The sequence below is a fragment of the Gemmatimonadales bacterium genome (genome assembly GCA_041390145.1).
GTDB lineage: Bacteria > Gemmatimonadota > Gemmatimonadetes > Gemmatimonadales > GWC2-71-9 > SPDF01.
This window is the reverse complement of the sequence record JAWKQM010000014.1, coordinates 14,082-28,631: the sequence shown is the minus strand read 5'-3', so window position 1 is coordinate 28,631 and position 14,550 is coordinate 14,082. Positions and strand designations below refer to the sequence as shown.

The 14,550-nt window shown below is 68.3% G+C and carries 21 protein-coding genes; 3 read left to right on the top strand and 18 right to left on the bottom strand.

Annotation, left to right across the window (positions count from 1 at the left end; genetic code table 11):
* Positions 1 to 133: 133 nt before the first annotated feature.
* The 3 genes from R2910_12200 to R2910_12190 form a co-directional block, all read right to left on the bottom strand.
* Complete coding sequence (locus R2910_12200) at positions 134 to 604, bottom strand: nuclear transport factor 2 family protein (GenBank protein MEZ4413740.1); 471 nt, start codon at positions 602 to 604, stop codon at positions 134 to 136.
* A gap of 26 nt (positions 605 to 630) precedes the next feature.
* A complete protein-coding gene (locus R2910_12195) occupies positions 631 to 960 on the bottom strand; it encodes a hypothetical protein (protein MEZ4413739.1) in 330 nt (109 codons plus the stop codon).
* A 72-nt stretch (positions 961 to 1,032) separates the two neighbouring features.
* The gene (locus R2910_12190) at positions 1,033 to 1,566 is read right to left on the bottom strand and encodes a helix-turn-helix transcriptional regulator (GenBank protein ID MEZ4413738.1); all 534 of its coding nucleotides are present in this window, start codon (positions 1,564 to 1,566) and stop codon (positions 1,033 to 1,035) included.
* Positions 1,567 to 1,696: 130 nt separating this feature from the next.
* On the opposite strand from R2910_12190, the gene R2910_12185 reads away from it, so the two are divergent.
* Positions 1,697 to 2,221: a hypothetical protein gene (locus tag R2910_12185; protein MEZ4413737.1), complete on the top strand. Its 525-nt coding sequence runs from the start codon at positions 1,697 to 1,699 to the stop codon at positions 2,219 to 2,221.
* Here R2910_12185 and R2910_12180 read toward each other — a convergent pair.
* From R2910_12180 to R2910_12140, 9 genes are all read right to left on the bottom strand, one after another.
* Positions 2,218 to 2,772 (bottom strand): DinB family protein, encoded by a 555-nt coding sequence (locus R2910_12180; protein ID MEZ4413736.1) that lies wholly within the window; start codon positions 2,770 to 2,772, stop codon positions 2,218 to 2,220. The genes R2910_12185 and R2910_12180 overlap by 4 nt on opposite strands.
* A complete protein-coding gene (locus tag R2910_12175) occupies positions 2,769 to 3,131 on the bottom strand; it encodes a hypothetical protein (GenBank protein MEZ4413735.1) in 363 nt (120 codons plus the stop codon). Before R2910_12175 ends, R2910_12180 begins: the two co-directional genes overlap by 4 nt.
* Before the next feature lie 33 nt (positions 3,132 to 3,164).
* Positions 3,165 to 3,449 carry a hypothetical protein gene (locus tag R2910_12170; protein ID MEZ4413734.1) on the bottom strand — a complete coding sequence of 95 codons (285 nt, stop codon included), beginning with the start codon at positions 3,447 to 3,449 and terminating at the stop codon, positions 3,165 to 3,167.
* A 14-nt stretch (positions 3,450 to 3,463) separates the two neighbouring features.
* Complete coding sequence (locus R2910_12165) at positions 3,464 to 4,762, bottom strand: Xaa-Pro peptidase family protein (protein ID MEZ4413733.1); 1,299 nt, start codon at positions 4,760 to 4,762, stop codon at positions 3,464 to 3,466.
* Between the two features lie 145 nt (positions 4,763 to 4,907).
* The gene (locus R2910_12160; protein MEZ4413732.1) at positions 4,908 to 5,246 is read right to left on the bottom strand and encodes a hypothetical protein; all 339 of its coding nucleotides are present in this window, start codon (positions 5,244 to 5,246) and stop codon (positions 4,908 to 4,910) included.
* Positions 5,247 to 5,382: 136 nt separating this feature from the next.
* Positions 5,383 to 6,615 carry a sodium/glutamate symporter gene (gene gltS / locus R2910_12155; GenBank protein MEZ4413731.1) on the bottom strand — a complete coding sequence of 411 codons (1,233 nt, stop codon included), beginning with the start codon at positions 6,613 to 6,615 and terminating at the stop codon, positions 5,383 to 5,385.
* Positions 6,616 to 6,652: 37 nt separating this feature from the next.
* A complete protein-coding gene (locus R2910_12150) occupies positions 6,653 to 6,994 on the bottom strand; it encodes a TfoX/Sxy family protein (GenBank protein ID MEZ4413730.1) in 342 nt (113 codons plus the stop codon).
* Positions 6,995 to 7,042: 48 nt separating this feature from the next.
* Complete coding sequence (locus R2910_12145; protein ID MEZ4413729.1) at positions 7,043 to 7,381, bottom strand: ion channel; 339 nt, start codon at positions 7,379 to 7,381, stop codon at positions 7,043 to 7,045.
* A gap of 44 nt (positions 7,382 to 7,425) precedes the next feature.
* Positions 7,426 to 8,643: a P1 family peptidase gene (locus R2910_12140; GenBank protein MEZ4413728.1), complete on the bottom strand. Its 1,218-nt coding sequence runs from the start codon at positions 8,641 to 8,643 to the stop codon at positions 7,426 to 7,428.
* A 67-nt stretch (positions 8,644 to 8,710) separates the two neighbouring features.
* Between R2910_12140 and R2910_12135 the strand changes: the two genes are divergently transcribed.
* The gene (locus R2910_12135) at positions 8,711 to 9,241 is read left to right on the top strand and encodes a DinB family protein (GenBank protein MEZ4413727.1); all 531 of its coding nucleotides are present in this window, start codon (positions 8,711 to 8,713) and stop codon (positions 9,239 to 9,241) included.
* A 55-nt stretch (positions 9,242 to 9,296) separates the two neighbouring features.
* Here the strand turns inward: R2910_12135 and R2910_12130 are convergent, their stop codons facing one another.
* Entirely contained in the window at positions 9,297 to 10,196 is a 900-nt protein-coding gene (locus R2910_12130) for a transporter (protein MEZ4413726.1), read from the bottom strand.
* Positions 10,197 to 10,263: 67 nt separating this feature from the next.
* A complete protein-coding gene (locus R2910_12125; GenBank protein ID MEZ4413725.1) occupies positions 10,264 to 10,824 on the bottom strand; it encodes a hypothetical protein in 561 nt (186 codons plus the stop codon).
* Between the two features lie 131 nt (positions 10,825 to 10,955).
* Between R2910_12125 and R2910_12120 the strand changes: the two genes are divergently transcribed.
* Positions 10,956 to 11,861 carry a pirin family protein gene (locus R2910_12120; protein ID MEZ4413724.1) on the top strand — a complete coding sequence of 302 codons (906 nt, stop codon included), beginning with the start codon at positions 10,956 to 10,958 and terminating at the stop codon, positions 11,859 to 11,861.
* On the opposite strand, the gene R2910_12115 is transcribed toward R2910_12120, so the two are convergent.
* Genes R2910_12115 through R2910_12100 form a run of 4 tightly spaced genes read right to left on the bottom strand, consistent with a single transcriptional unit; the run spans position 11,845 to position 14,529 of the window.
* Positions 11,845 to 12,828 carry an AI-2E family transporter gene (locus tag R2910_12115; GenBank protein ID MEZ4413723.1) on the bottom strand — a complete coding sequence of 328 codons (984 nt, stop codon included), beginning with the start codon at positions 12,826 to 12,828 and terminating at the stop codon, positions 11,845 to 11,847. The two genes, R2910_12120 and R2910_12115, sit on opposite strands and share 17 nt — an antisense overlap.
* Positions 12,829 to 12,848: 20 nt before the next feature.
* Positions 12,849 to 13,325, bottom strand: coding sequence for a copper chaperone PCu(A)C (locus tag R2910_12110; protein ID MEZ4413722.1), 477 nt, complete (start codon positions 13,323 to 13,325; stop codon positions 12,849 to 12,851).
* Entirely contained in the window at positions 13,322 to 14,068 is a 747-nt protein-coding gene (locus tag R2910_12105) for an SDR family NAD(P)-dependent oxidoreductase (protein MEZ4413721.1), read from the bottom strand. Before R2910_12105 ends, R2910_12110 begins: the two co-directional genes overlap by 4 nt.
* 14 nt (positions 14,069 to 14,082) lie before the next feature.
* Positions 14,083 to 14,529, bottom strand: a complete 447-nt coding sequence (locus R2910_12100) for a YaiI/YqxD family protein (GenBank protein ID MEZ4413720.1) — start codon at positions 14,527 to 14,529, stop codon at positions 14,083 to 14,085.
* Positions 14,530 to 14,550 lie beyond the last annotated feature (21 nt).

Sequence of the window (14,550 nt, the reverse complement as noted above, 5' to 3'; positions counted from 1 at the left end):
TGGAGGGGGATCCGTTACCTTGAGGGCAATCGACATAGCCTTCGGGCCCCGGGGTAGCAGAGCAGACCGGGTGATCAAACTGCCAAGAACCATCGACCCGCCCGGTGCTACACACTGGACGGGCGTTGTGTTTTCAGGACCTGGGCGGGCTCTGCCAGATCACCTGGGTGATCATCCACCGCCCGTCGATCTTGGCCAGGTGCAGGAAGTCCGTCCCCCACCACGCCACCACCTTGGCCGCCGCAACCTGATCCAATACCTCCAGCAGCACCACCTCACGGGGCGCACTTGCCGGGGTCGCGCGCCCGCTGGCCTTCACCTTCCGGACATAGTCGAGCATCTCGGCGTACGACATCCCCGTGCCATGATAGGTCGAGTCACCCCGCGGGATGTAGTAGCCGTATTTGACCACCGTCGGGCTGATGCTGCGGACGATCTTGGTGGAATCCCCCTCATAGAACGCTTCGATATAGTCCCGCGCCGCGCGTGACACGCCCTCGGCGTCGGGCGACATGGCGACGCCGGTCTGCGCCCTGACCGTGGAGGGCGCTCCGAGGCAGAGGGCGACGAGGAAGGCAGGAAGAAACCGCCGAGGGATCATCATGAGAACTCCATGGGATTGGTCGTGGGTCACCCATCTCTGGGGATACGATCTTCCTCGCGCCGCTGGGCCAGCATGCGCTCGGCAAAATCGAGCCGTTCCTGCAGTTCGGCCAGCTCGTTGTGGACGTGGTCCATCTCACCCGGCAGGAGTTCTGCCTGCGCCATCTCTGCGTCGTAGCGATCCCGGATGGTGCGCGCCCGGAGTCGTTCCGCCCACAGCATGCACGCCGCACCGAGGGCCCCGTGCAGCACGGCGTGGACGGGCTCGGTGCTCTGGGCGGCAAAATAGACCGCGACCACGTTGATGGCGGTCAGGACCTGTGCGATCGGCGTCCAGATTCTGGGATTGAACCGCATGGTTCACCTCGAGACAAGGTTGTTCGTCCGCACCCTACGGCTCCCGGGCAGAAATTCCGTCAACCCGCCTCCTCAGCCCGGCGTCCTCCCTGGCGGAAGTGCGACGCCCTCCAGGAAGAAGGCCGCGAGTTCCGCCCGCCCGCCCAGCCCTGCCTTCTCATACGCCGCCCCGGCATGCTGCCGGACCGTGCGTTCACTCCGGCCGGTCCGGACCGCTATCTCCTTGTGCCCGTGCCCCTTGAGCACCAGCAACGCGACCTCCCGCTCGGCCGGCGTGAGCCCCCATATCGTGAACTGGGCGTCGATGGCCGCCCCCAGCCCGGCGAGTGCCTGTTCGGCACTTGCACGCCAGGCATCGCGCTCCGCCCGCCGTTCCGTCAGGCTTTGCCGGAGTGCGCGGTTGGTAGCGGCCGCGCTCCCCCAGCCACGGGCCAGCCAGAGCGCGGTGGCGAGGGAGGCGAGGACGAGGGCGACTTCATAAATGACGTGGGGGGAGAGCCATCGGTCGGGCCGATCCAGCGCCAGGTCGATGATGCCCCCCAAGCCGATGACCACCATGAGGATGGCCACGGTCCGCTTCCATTGGTCTTCGTCGCGATCGTCCATCCTGACGCCTCCGTCATCTGTCGGACACCGGGTCGGATTCCCCCTCGGGCACCACCATACGTCAACTGTCGGATGGTGCGGACCGACACCGATTCCTATCGTGCAGCCAACCCAATACCGGAGGCTGACCATGTTGCCTGATCCGCTGCACCCTGCCGTTGTTCATTTCCCCATCGTGCTGATGGCGTTCCTTCCCCTGGCCGCGCTCGGCGCGCTCTGGGCCGTGCGTCGCGGCGTCGCGCCGCTTCGGGCCTGGGCAGTTCCCGTGGTCATGGCCGGCGCCCTGACCCTGAGCGCCTGGGCCTCCCTCGAAACGGGGCAGGATCAGGAGGAGCGGGCAGAAGACATCGTGGGCGAGCAGCGCATCGAGGCACACGAGGAAGCCGCCGAGCGCTTCCTGATCTTTTCAGGCGTTGTCTTCGGCCTCAGCGCTGCGGGGCTTGTTCGCGGCGCCACTGGCCGGGGCATGCGGGCGGTCGCCACAGTGGCCACGCTCGGACTGCTCGTGGCGGGCTACCAGGTCGGCCACAGCGGCGGGACGCTGGTGTACGGCGAGGGCGGCGCGCCCGGCGTGTCGCAGCTCAGCGCGGGAGGCGGTGAGGGCGGCGGGGCGGCGGAGCGCGATGCCCGAGGCGAACGGGACAAGGATGACTAGCGCGCCCTCCCGGCCGGCGCCCACACCCGCTCCGCCTGCTGCAGGTGGCGGTGCTGATGGCGGGGAATGGCCGAGAACCCGGCGTAGATGTTGTACTTCATGCGGGCGTTGAAGGGCGAGGTCATGGTGACCTTGTCGATCGGCAGCCCGTCCGCCGAGGCGAGGAGCGCCAGCAGGACGTCCTGCCACCGCTCGAATTCGGCGGTCACTGCCTCGGCGGGCGGGGCGCTCGCCGGCACGAATGCCGGTGCGGTCTGCACGCGGCCGCGCGCGTCCGGGCCGGTCATCTTCCAGAGCGCCCAGCCGAGAAACCCCCGCCGGTACCTTCGGGGCGATGCCGGTGCTTTCCGGGCCTGCGCGATGCCCGCCGCGAGCAGCGGTTCGAAGGCGGCCGAGGTCAGGTTCAGGTGCTCGATGCACTCCGAGACGGACCAGCGGTCGGGGTCGTTCCGGACCCCCCACTGATCCGCCGGGACGGTGTCGCGGAGCCGATGCAGCCGCGTGGAAGCCTCCCGGAACTCGGTCGCGATTTCCTCGAGTTGCGCGTTCACCGCCGCACAACGCCGATCACCCGGCCGGTGTTGCATTCCAAACGGATCAATTGATCGTCGCGCATGCCGTACGCGCCGCTCGGGGCGTCATAGTCTCCGAGCCCGCTCTCCGAGCGGACCAGGACAATTTCGACCCCGGTGACCGGGTCCCGCATCGGCGTGAGGCATCCATCGCCGGCGAGGGTGTCGGCCGGGGCGATCACGTTGGCCGGGTCGAGTGGGACAAAGCGAGGGGGGGCGGTGACCGGCGCCGGCTGTTGAATGACGGACTGCATGCCGGTGTTTCCACCGCAGGCGACGAGAAGGAGGGCGGCGAACAGGGACGATGCGGGCGAGGGGTGGACGGCCATTGCAGACATCGGTGGCTCTCCGGTTCAGGGATCGGGATCCGTTCAGCTGCCTCCCAGCAGCCGCTCCTGGTCGCGGCGCTGTGCCAGGAGTCGCTCCGTAAAATCGAGTCGCTCCTGCACTTCAGCCAGTTCATGGCGCATCTGTTCCATCTCACCGCGGACCTGATCGAGTTCGGCGAGCGCTCCCTCGGGCAGGACGCCGGCACGGGCCTTTGTCTCCTCGAGCCTGACCTTGGCCAGCTTGAGCATGGTCCCCATCACGATGGCTGCGATGGGAATCAGCATCGCGGTGATGGGGATGAGCAGGGCGAGCGTCTGCTTGTCCATGGGTGCTCTCGAGGTCAGGGGAAGGGGCGGTCGATCGAGGGCGCCTGCTGCGCAAAGAATCGGGGCCCCGACTCCGTGACATAGATGCAGTCCTCCAGCCGAATACCGAACTCCCCGTAGATGGAGATGGTTGGCTCGTCGCTGAAGCACATCCCCGGCTGGATGACGACCTCGCTTCCCTTGACGAAGTTCGGCGCCTCGTGGCCGTCCATGCCGATGCCGTGCCCGGTGCGGTGCGGCAGTCCCGGCAGCGCGTAGCCCGGGCCGAACCCGGCGTCGGTGATCACCTTGCGCGCGGCGGCATCGACCGAGCCGCAGGTCGCGCCGGGCTGAGCGGCGGCAAAGGCCGCGTCCTGGGCCCGGCGTTCGAGGTTCCAGATCTCGGTCTGCCGCGCCGTCGGCGTGCCGTACACCGTGGTGCGCGTGATGTCGGACTGGTAACCCTGCACGGCGCAGCCCGCGTCGAGCAATACGATGTCGCCTTCCGCGAGTTTCTGGGGGCGCGCGGTCCCGTGCGGATAGGCGGACGCCTCGCCGAATCCCACCAGCGCCCACGGGGAGGATCCGCCCAGCAGGCGCATGGCGGTCGTCATGTTCCCGGAGAGGTCGTACTGGCTCATCCCCGCCTCGAGCGTGGCGAACGCGGCGCCAAATGCGGCGACGGTGATGTCGCTGGCCCGCTGCATCAGCGCCAGTTCCGCCGGCGACTTGATGGACCGGCAGCCGACCGTCACGGGATCAGCGTTCTGGTACGTGGCCGCCGGCGCCGCCAGCTCCACGCCGTTCGAAATGAAGTACCGCGTCTCCGCCTCCACGCCGATCGTGCCGGTGGCCAGCCCGCGGTCCCGCAGGATCCCGGCGATCACGGCGTAGGGGCTCTCGTCCTCCTGCCACACCCGCACCTCGGCGCCGGCGGGAATGCTCTCCCGTGCCCGGGCTTCCTCGAACGCCGGGCAAACGAACGCCATCTCGCCCTGCGCCGGGAGGAGCGCCACGAAGGGCCGCTCAGACTGCCCCCACCGGACCTTGGTGTAGTAGGTCATGTTCGTGCCGGGCTCGAGCAGGATGGCGCCAACGCCCTGCGCCACCATGAGCTGGCGCGCCCGCTCGACCCGGTGCTCGCGCTCGGCGTCGGTGATCGGCTCGACGCCGTCGAGCATCGGCTTCAGCGAGGCCAGCTGGGGGGGGAGATGGCAGGGATCGATGGCCGGCGCGGAGGGAGCGGCGTCCGCCGCCGCGGTCCCCGGGCGGTAGGCCGAGCCGGCGATCATCCCGGCGAGAAGCCCGGTGAACTGGCGGCGATCGAGGGACATGAGGCGTTGGCTCCGTGCAAGGAGGGAAGCGGGGTCGTGCCGTGGTGCCTGTGAGAATACTGCGGGAGAGGGCCGGGGGGGAGTCCCGGCGTATGCCGGTGGAACTGCGAACCCGCCCCGGCGTGGCGCCGGGGCGGGGGTCGGATCAGCTGGCCTGGCGTCCCTCGCTCGGACCCCACCAATTGTCGGCACGGCGGCGCTTGCCTCGAATGTTGGGGACCGACACGGTGACGGGTTCGATCACCTCATCCCCGAACGCGTTCTCCTCGGCCCAGGCCCGGAGCAGTTCGTCCGTCTCCTCGGGAGGCTGGTCCGGGTCCCTGGGCATGACGGCCCAGCGCCGGCCGGCACGCATCAGGTACCACATCTCCGGTTCGGCTTCGGCGTCATGCCGGGGGTCCGCCGGATGCGCTTCGTACGAGACGAAGTGCAATTCCCGGTCGCGGACTGTGATATGGCGCTGCTGCGGCTTGTAAAGCGACATGAACTCCTCCGGCGAGGATGGACAGGCGGACCGGAGGCAGAGTTGGGGCTTGGGGCCACCACCGGCCACAACGATCGTGGCGAAGGTGAAATGTAACACCGCGGACAGCGGGTCGCCGATGGCCGCCGGATTTCCCCTATGGGGCGAAGAGATTGAGGTAGGTGGTGATGATCAGGGCGTTGGTGAAATCGATGAAGAACGCCCCAACCATCGGGACGACCAGGAACGCCCTCGGTGCGGCCCCGAACCGCTCCACCAGCGACTCCATGTTGGCCACGGCGTTCGGGGTGGCGCCCAGTCCGAAGCCGCAGTGCCCGCTCGCCATGACCGCCGCGTCGTAGTCGCGGCCCATCACGCGGAAGGTGACCCACCAGGCGAACATCGCCACCACCGCCACCTGCACCGTCACGATGACGAGCATCGGCAGGGCCAGGTTCAGCAGTTCCCACAGTTTCAGTGACATCAGCGCCATGGTGAGGAAGAGCGAGAGCGCGATGGTGCCGAGGTCGTCGACCACCCGCTCCTCGATCCGCAGCCATCCGCTCGCGTCGGCCGCGTTGCGGACCACGGCAGCCACCAGCATCGCCCCGATGTACCCCGGCAGGGTGACGAACCGTCCGAGCCACGCCGACAGGAGGCCCCCCGCCCACATGCAGGCGAGGATGATCGTCAGGGTCTGGAGCAGGAGGTACGCGGTCGGCGGCTGGCCGGCAGGCTCGCGGTCCATTTCCTCGTCCAGCGACGCGTGCTCGGCCAGGGCCGCGACCGGCGGCACCCGGCCACCAGAGGAGCGAAGCCCGAATCGATTGATGAGCCGCGTGCCCACCGGCCCGCCGAGGAGACCGCCGGTGACCAGGCCGAAGGTGGCGGCGGCCATGGCGAGGGTGACGGCGCCGGGGAAGTGATACTGATCCTCCATCAGCTTGCCGAAGGCGGCCCCGGTGCCATGTCCGCCGGTCATCGTGATGGAGCCGGTGATGAGACCGAGGAGCGGGTTCACCCCCAGGAGCTTGGCCAACCCGACCCCGATCGCATTCTGGAACACCGCGAGGAGGGAAGCGACGCCCCAGAAGATGAGCACCTGCTTGCCGCCGATCTTCAGGAGCCCCAGGCTGGCGCCGAGTCCGATCGCGGTGAAGAACGCCACCATGAAGGGGCTCTGCAGCCGGGTGTCGAACTCGATGGCGAGGGTGCCGGTCTGCCGAAGCGCCAGCGCGATGGCGGCAAAGAGAAAACCGCCAACCACCGGTGCCGGAATGTTGAAGCGGTCGAGCACCGGCACCTTGCGACGGATGCCATATCCGGCAAAGAGGACGAGCGCGGCCAGAGCGACTGTTTGCATCATGTCCAGCGAAACGGTCGTTGGCATCGGGGCGCCGGAAAGGAGGGTTGAGATTGGGGGAGGCCTAGGTCTTGGCCGACTTGGGAGGCAGCGACCCCGCGTACTGGGCGCCGCGGCCGATCCAGGCGGTGAGCCCCGCCTCCGTCGCGATCGCAGGCGGGTCCACGAAGATCATCCCCGTCATCGGGCGGCCGGTGAAGTCCATTGGGCGGACGTGCGGCTGCGCAAGCGCGTCTGCATATCCATCGGGGCCAACGCGCACCATCAGGGTGGCGCCGACGATGCCGGCGCACATGTGTCCATGCACCAGGAAGGCGAGTCCGCCGAACATCTGCTGCTCTGTGAGCCCCGGAGTCCCGGCGAGGGCGCGGCGGACGCGCTCGCCCAGCGAGCCGTCACCAGTCACGCGGGCCGTGGCTGGTAGCCAGCGCCCTCGTCGTCCAGCGGAGGCGCCTCACGGCGTCAGCGGGAGCGCCCCGCGGTGCGCCTCATGGAAGGCATGCGCAACCGCCTCAAGGCCGATGGCCACGATCAGGCCGACGAACAGGACACCCGTGAACGAGATCGCCACCGTCAGCCACTTGGAACGGCGTCGGGTCGGGTGGAAGGCGGAGGAGCCGAGCGACGTCGACGACACCAGCGCGTAATACACCGCGTCAGCGGGGTGCCACCCCTCGAGACGGCCTATCCGGAACCCCAAAGCGATGATGATGCCGAGCAGGGAGATGAAGATAGGCCACAGGTGGTAGACGCCTTCCGTATAGATCTTGACGAAGTCAATCAGGAAGTCCACTTGGCACCTTTCCGAGGGAATGTGACCCGGGCCGACTCACGATTCTATCGGTGCGGAGGGGATTCGGGTAGGGGAAGCACCAGTGCGTTCCGGTCGCGCAGCAGCTGGAGCACCTGCGGGAGCGGGAGGGCCTCGACGGTGTGCCCGTTGCCGGTGACGGTGGTGGCGGCGAAGAGGGCATTGTCGATCGCCTCCTCGGTGGCCTCGATGACACCGGCAAAGAGTGCGCTCATCACGTCGTTGCCGAGCTGGGGGGACTCCAGCCACGCGGTGCCAGCGGGCCGGCGGACGGCGGCATTGGTGGAAAAGGCGAGCACGTAGTCCCCGGAGCCGTTCCCGGCCGTGGCGCCGGTGCGTCCGAGTCCGATGTCGGCGCGGGAGGCGAGCCGTTCGAGGTTCCGGTCCGAAAGCGGCGCGTCGGTGGCCACGACGATCATCACCGATCCCGTCGGCCCCCTCGGGGCGGCCGCCCCGGACAGCCCGTCGCGTCCCAGCAGGCGGCCGACCGGGACCCCCATCAGGATCAGGCCCCCGCTGCCACCGAAATTCGTCTGGACTAGGACACCGACGGTCCAGGTACTGTCACCCATCCGCACGCGGCGCGAGGAGGTGCCGATCCCGCCCTTCCACCCGAGGGTGATGGTGCCGGTCCCGGCGCCCACGCTGCCTTCTGCCACCGGGCCGGTGCGGGCGGTCGTCAGCGCGGCGACGACATCCGCGCTCGAGATGGGGCGTTCACGGATCGCGTTCAGGTAGCCGTCATTGGTCTCGCCGACGACGGGATTGATGGAGCGGACCTCCTCCATCCCCGGCTGCTGGAGGAGATGGGCGACCATCGCGTCGGCGGCTTTCCACACGCAGAGGGTGCATGTCAGCAGGATCGGCGTCTCCAACTCGCCGAGTTCGTGCAGCTGCGTGGTCCCGAGCAGCTTGCCGAAGCCGTTGATCACGAAGACGGCCGCAGGCACCCGGTCGCGGTAGAGGTTGCCGCCGTGCGGGAGGATGGCGGTGACGCCGGTGCGGACCGAGTCGCCGCGGATCGCGGTCGTCTGCCCGACCAGCACGCCAGGGACGTCGGTGATGGCGTTGAGCGGACCGGTCGGCAGGATGCCGGGGGCAACCCCCGCCTCCCGGGCGCGGGGTCGGGTCTGCCCATGCGCCGGCACGGCCGCGAGGAGGGCGATCGCCACCAGGCACCAGCCCCAGCGGGTGCCCGCACAGGGCGAGACGCTTGCCTGCGGTGGGACGGTCGTTAGAATCACTATCGCTCCCTGTCGCTGGTTCCCGCCGCCCGTGGCGGCGCCTTGGTCACTCTCAGGAGGTCGTTTCATGAAGCTGTCCCTCATTCCCACGCTCCTGCTGGCTGCTGCCGTAGCGGCCTGCGCGCCGCCGGCCGACGCGGGGGACGGTGTCGTGGTCGCCTCGGTCACGCCGCGGTTCAAGGAGTTGAGCACCTGGCTGGTCCAGACGGTGGAGCAGGTGCCGGACAGCCTGTACGGTTTCAAGCCGAGCCCGGCGGTGCGCAGCATGTCCGAGATCATGGGACACGTGGCCAATGCGCACTATCTGTTCTGCGCGTCGGCGCTCGGCGAGGCGGAACCGCAGCATCCCGACTACGAGAAGTCGACCGACAAGGCGACGCTGCTCACGGGCATGAACGAATCGGTGGCGTACTGCGAACGGGCCTACCAGATCCCCGACGGCGAGGCCATGAAGGCGACCCAGTTCTTCGGCTCGACGATGACCCGGCTGGCGGTCCTGGTCTGGAACGCGACCCACGACGGGGAGCATTACGGCAACCTCGTGGTGTACATGCGCGCCAACGGGATCGTCCCGCCCTCGAGTCAGGGCGGCAACTGACCGCACCATAGCACCGGCCGGGAACGGACTGTGCGGTCCGCTCCCGGCACTCTCCTCAGCGCTTCCCGCCCCAGAGATGGATCCAGCTCACCACGAAGGTGTCGAAGTCCGTGCCGGTGCGGGTGGTCACGCCGGATGACCAATAGGCCTTGAGCGAATTGTGCTTCCCGATCGGGAAGACGAGCACCGCCCCGACGCGGGTGTTTTCCTGCGGCGTTGTCGCCGGCCCGCCGTCAGTGCTGGTCGCCCCTCCGCCATAGTACACGCCGCCGACCCCGCCCCAGATCCCGGACCGAAAGGTGTAGATCACGTTGACCTGGCCGGAGTACAGCGGGTCCTGCGACTGCGTGTGGCCGCCGAAGAAGTCGGTGTTCGTGGTGAAGAAGGTCACGGCGCCGAGAAATTCGAGTGTGAGCCGGCCGGCCTGTTTCGAGATGCCGAGTTCCGGCTTGAACGACCACCGGTTGGTGCCGATGTTCACCAGCCTGGTCGGGTCGTACTGGCCGAGGGGCGCGGTCACCCGGAAGCCGGCGCCGATGAGGATGTCCTGCCTGTAGGCCGGGTATTGCCGCATCGTCAGGGCGGGGGCGCCGATGAAGTTGACCGAGATGTGCGCCGTGGGGTCGGTCAGGCCGCAGACGTGGCGGGAGGCCGGCGCGCCATTGAACAGCGCGGTGCCATCGGCGCAGGCCCAGCCGGCGGCGGCGTCGGCCTTGCCGGAGAGCCCCCAGAGATCGAGCGCACGGGCGTAGCCGCCGCTCGGCCCCTGGATGGTCAGGTCGGCATTCTCGAGGGCGACCGCCGCGTCGAAGAGCACGTTGCCGCTGGAGTACCCGTAGGCGAGACTCACGAAATTGATGCCCACGGGCGTGTTCACGAACGACCGGGGGTCGAGGTTCTGGCCGAACAGGGGCGTCGCGAGGCAGAGCGACGCCAGGAGCGGGAGCCGCTTCATCGGGTTGCGTCCGTCGTCGGGCCGTGCATCGAGGGCAGGGGGACGCCCGGAGGCAACTCGCGGATGCTCATTGCGGCCAGAGCCAGCCGAACACGCCGGCCGTGAGGCAGGCGTAGAGCAGGCCGTCGATGGTGGCGGTGACCGTCGTGCGCAGTGCGCGGTGATACCAGATCTGGATCTGCCAGAGGGCCAGGGCGTAGCCGGCGAAGGCGGTGGCGCCGACGAAGCGGAACACCTCGAGGTACGACGCGCCGGCGGGCACCGCGTGACTGGTCAGATACGCGGCGAAGAGACTCACCACCACCGAATAGAGGAACCACCGGGCGAGCAGGCCGCCCATGGGCCACTGGCCGTTCGGGAGGACGGTCATGATGAGGACCGGGCCCCGGTCCATCCTCGCCTTGAATTCGGGGGACTGCATCTCCTTGGGATTGTCACAGTTCGGGACCATGTAGTCGCCCGGCGGAATGGCGAATGGCCGGAGCGCCTTCATGACCTCGTCCTCGTTGGGCACGGCCCGATATTCCCCTTTGTGCCACGGGGTCATCATGTGAATCACCGAACTGGCGAGAAACACGACCACTGCCGACAGGAGAATGGGCAGCCAGAGCGTGGCGAGTCCGACCATGGAAGCCTCCGAAGGGGAAGTGACACACTAGTCTGCGCCTCGGTCGTCTCCGCCGCCAGAGCTGGGGAACCGCCGCGGCACCGGCTGTGTATTGTAATGGTATTCGAACACCGAACCGAGGAGCATGTCGCATGTCCATCCGCCCCGTCAAAGAAATCATCGAGGCCCAACCCACCATGGAGGGAGCGGGCGTCAAGCTGCACCGTGCCTTTGGGTTCGGAAAGACCGATGACTTCGACCCATTTCTTCTTTTTGATGATTTTCGCAACGAACGACCCGCGGACTACCTCCCCGGCTTTCCATGGCACCCCCATCGGGGCATCGAGACGATCACCTATGTGCTGGCCGGGACCGTCAGCCACGGCGACAGCCTCGGCAACCAGGGGGCCCTCGGCGCGGGCGACGTGCAGTGGATGACGGCGGGGCGGGGAATCCTCCACCAGGAGATGCCGCAGGGGGACGCACAGGGGCGCATGCATGGCTTCCAGCTCTGGGCCAACCTGCCCTCGAACCTGAAGATGACCACGCCCCGCTATCAGGATGTCACCTCGAAGGAGATTCCCGAGGTGACGGACGACGACGGCACCCGGGTGCGGGTGATCTGCGGGGACTTCTGGGGAAAAACCGGTCCGGTGGACGGGATCGCGTCCGGCCCCCGCTACCTCGACGTCTGGGTGCCGCCCGGCAAGCGGAAAACCCTCCCGGCCGAGGCCGCGCGCAACACCTTCGCCTATGTGTTCGAGGGGAGCGGCGACTTTCGCGCCGCCTCCGCGCCCCGGGGGGTGCTGACCGAGGCCACGAACGGCAGCGACACCCTGGTCAGGGAAACGAGCGGCAACCGCTCCCTAGTGCTCTTCGACCGCGGTGACGACGTGACCGTCCAGGCGGGGGAGGAGGGGATCCGCTTCCTCCTGGTTTCCGGCCGGCCGATTCAGGAGCCGGTGGCCTGGTACGGTCCGATCGTGATGAACACCCAGGACGAGCTCCGGCAGGCGTGGCAGGAACTGCGCGACGGGACCTTCATTCAGCCGGGGTGACGCCTCCGCCGAGCCCGGGCACGATCATGGTGATGGCGATGGTGAGCGGCACCGCCAGGAGGGCGCCGACCGGGCCGAGAATGAAGGACCAGAGCATGAGGGACAGGACGATCACGAGGGGAGAGAGCCCCAGCCCCTTCCCCATCATCCGGGGCTTGATCACGTTGTCCGAGACCACGTTCGCCACCACCAAGACCACCACCAGGATGATCGCGCGGGAAGCGCCGTGCTCCAGCAGCGTCACGACAAGCGGCGGAATGATTCCGATGGCGAAGCCAAACGGCACGAAGCTGAGCAGGAAGAAGAGTACCCCCCACACCAGCGCGAAATCGGTTCCCAGTGCGAGCATGATTACGAGGTTCGCCGCCGCCTGACCGGCGCCGATGAGTCCGGTCAGCCCGACGAACTGGCGGACGCTGGCCCCGACGGCTTCGAACTGGTCCCGCGCCGTGCCGGTCGGCATGTAGTCGTCCGGCCGGGCGGGGAGCTCCACCAGGATGAGGGCCACCAGGATGAGCGCGAACAACCCGTAGCCCAGTGCCTGGAGGGCGCCGCGCACCACGACCTGGGCGACGGCCATGATCCGCTCGGGGTCCAGCTTGAGCATGTCGTGGACATTGATCCCGCGTGCGGTGAGTTCCGCGTCCACGCCGCTCAACATCTGGGTGAGGGCGGCCTGGTAGGCAGGGAGCTTTTCCTCCATGCCCCGGAGCGCGACCGTGAGTGTGCTCAGGAGGATGACGCCTCCCACCAGGGTTCCGACCACCGTCAGCAGGACGGCTGCCCCATGTTTCAGGCCGCGGCGCTGCAGCATGGAGGTCAGCGGCGACGCGCTGAAGGCCAGCAACAGGGAAACGAGTACCAGGTTGAGGGTCGCGGCGGCGGCGTGCATACCGGCGGCGATGATCACGAGACCGGCGCCGAGGAGCACGTTGCGGTGAAGCGAGGGCAAGGCGGTGGTGGGCACGGGGGCGCTCCGGCTGGAGTCTAGTGTGACGGGACTTCCTCGACGGCCTCGGTGTACCGGAGGACTGGCGCGCGCACCACCACGTCCCCCGCTTTCGAAAATACCAGCCGCACCGTGATGGTGTCCCCCACGGCGGCTTGATGGGTGAGACCTTGCAGCATCAGGTGATAGCCGCCCGGGGCCAACGGGACGCGCCCGCCGGCCGGGATCGCCACCCCGTCCACCATGTCCATCCCTTGCTCGGTCGTCTGGTGGAGCATCACCATCTCCGCGTCCGGCGAGCTGACGCCGATCAGCGAATCGGCGGTTGTCCCCTGATTGTCGATGACCATGAAGCCTGAAGCGTCAGTCGGCGAAGGAGAAGCCGGCACGACGGCATGACTGATTCGGATGGTCCCGGAGGCCGCCGAGCCCCCCCGCGAGGGATGGCAGCCGGCGATCACCGCAAGGACCAGCACCAGGCCTGTCAGGCGCAGTGCCTTCAGTTGACTCCTCAAGGATCCTCCCCAAGGCCCTGGTAGTAGCCGACGACGCGGGCCTGGGACCCCGACCGGGTGTAGACGTCCGGTCGCCGCGACTCGATCACGTCCACGATCACCTCGGCCACCTCCTCGGCGCTCTGCGACTCGGGAAAGGAGCGTGAGTCAGGCCCCCCGTGGCGGGCGTTCAGGCCGAAGTCCGTCCGCACGACTCCGGGAGACACCAGCGTGAACTGGATACCGGGGTGTGTCGCCTGGACCTCAGCCCGAAAGGTGGCCGTCAGCGCGTTGAGGAAGTGCTTCGCCCCGCAGTACGCCGAGCGGACGACGGCAAAGGGGATGCGGCCGAGCATCGAGGAGACGTTGATGACCTGTCCGGTGCCGCGCTCCTTGAAGTGCGGCAGCACCTCCTGCATGCCGTACAGCGCCGACTTCACGTTCACCAGCATCATCTCGTCGATGTCGGCGTCGGTGAGCGCCGTTGGTGCGCGGGTGATGCCCTGTCCGACGTTGTTGATCCACACATCCAGCCGGCCGAAGCGTTCGATCGTCCCGGCGACGATGCGCCGGACCTCCTCGCGCCGGGTGACGTCCGCCGTGATGACCAGCGCCTGCGCCCCACAGCGCTGGGCCACCGCCTGCAGCGCCTCCGCGCGGCGCGCCACCAGGACCACCGACGCTCCTCGAGCGGCGGCCCCCTCGGCCACGGCGGCGCCAATGCCGCCGCTCGCGCCGGTGACCACCACCACCTGATCCTTCATGTCGTCTCCTCCGTTCAGGGCTTGGGCCGCAGCCGTGTCAGCGCCCGGTCGAGCGCCGAGGCGAACGCCTGCTTGGCTCGTGCGTCGAAGGGCGGTGGGCCCCCGGTCACGACCCCCGCGGTGCGGGCCTGCTCCATGAAATCACGGATGGACAGCCGCTCGCCGATCGTTTCCATCGTATGCTCCTCGCCGCGGGGATCGAGCACCACGATGCCCTGCGGCACCAGCAGCGCGGCGAGCGGGATGTCCTGGGTCACCACGAGGTCGCCTGGCTCGGCATGCTCAACGATGTGCTGGTCGGCGACATCGGGACCGCCGTCCACCCACACCGCCGACACGTAGGGGTTGCCCGCCGGCGTCTGGAGTCGCTGGTTGGCGACCATGACGGTGTCCAGTTCCAGTCGACGGGCCGCCCGGAACACCAGTTCCTTGACATCCCGCGGCGCGGCGTCGGCGTCGATCCAGATCTTCAGGGCGCGCTC

What these genes read in the sequence shown, in the direction of transcription:
- R2910_12200 (MEZ4413740.1), bottom strand. Translation starts at nt 604, where the DNA reads ATGATGATCCCTCGGCGGTTTCTTCCTGCCTTCCTCGTCGCCCTCTGC.
- R2910_12195 (MEZ4413739.1), bottom strand. Translation starts at nt 960, where the DNA reads ATGCGGTTCAATCCCAGAATCTGGACGCCGATCGCACAGGTCCTGACC.
- R2910_12190 (MEZ4413738.1), bottom strand. Translation starts at nt 1,566, where the DNA reads ATGGACGATCGCGACGAAGACCAATGGAAGCGGACCGTGGCCATCCTC.
- R2910_12185 (MEZ4413737.1), top strand. Translation starts at nt 1,697, where the DNA reads ATGTTGCCTGATCCGCTGCACCCTGCCGTTGTTCATTTCCCCATCGTG.
- R2910_12175 (MEZ4413735.1), bottom strand. Translation starts at nt 3,131, where the DNA reads ATGTCTGCAATGGCCGTCCACCCCTCGCCCGCATCGTCCCTGTTCGCC.
- R2910_12170 (MEZ4413734.1), bottom strand. Translation starts at nt 3,449, where the DNA reads ATGGACAAGCAGACGCTCGCCCTGCTCATCCCCATCACCGCGATGCTG.
- R2910_12165 (MEZ4413733.1), bottom strand. Translation starts at nt 4,762, where the DNA reads ATGTCCCTCGATCGCCGCCAGTTCACCGGGCTTCTCGCCGGGATGATC.
- R2910_12160 (MEZ4413732.1), bottom strand. Translation starts at nt 5,246, where the DNA reads ATGTCGCTTTACAAGCCGCAGCAGCGCCATATCACAGTCCGCGACCGG.
- gltS (MEZ4413731.1), bottom strand. Translation starts at nt 6,615, where the DNA reads ATGCCAACGACCGTTTCGCTGGACATGATGCAAACAGTCGCTCTGGCC.
- R2910_12135 (MEZ4413727.1), top strand. Translation starts at nt 8,711, where the DNA reads ATGAAGCTGTCCCTCATTCCCACGCTCCTGCTGGCTGCTGCCGTAGCG.
- R2910_12130 (MEZ4413726.1), bottom strand. Translation starts at nt 10,196, where the DNA reads ATGAAGCGGCTCCCGCTCCTGGCGTCGCTCTGCCTCGCGACGCCCCTG.
- R2910_12125 (MEZ4413725.1), bottom strand. Translation starts at nt 10,824, where the DNA reads ATGGTCGGACTCGCCACGCTCTGGCTGCCCATTCTCCTGTCGGCAGTG.
- R2910_12120 (MEZ4413724.1), top strand. Translation starts at nt 10,956, where the DNA reads ATGTCCATCCGCCCCGTCAAAGAAATCATCGAGGCCCAACCCACCATG.
- R2910_12105 (MEZ4413721.1), bottom strand. Translation starts at nt 14,068, where the DNA reads ATGAAGGATCAGGTGGTGGTGGTCACCGGCGCGAGCGGCGGCATTGGC.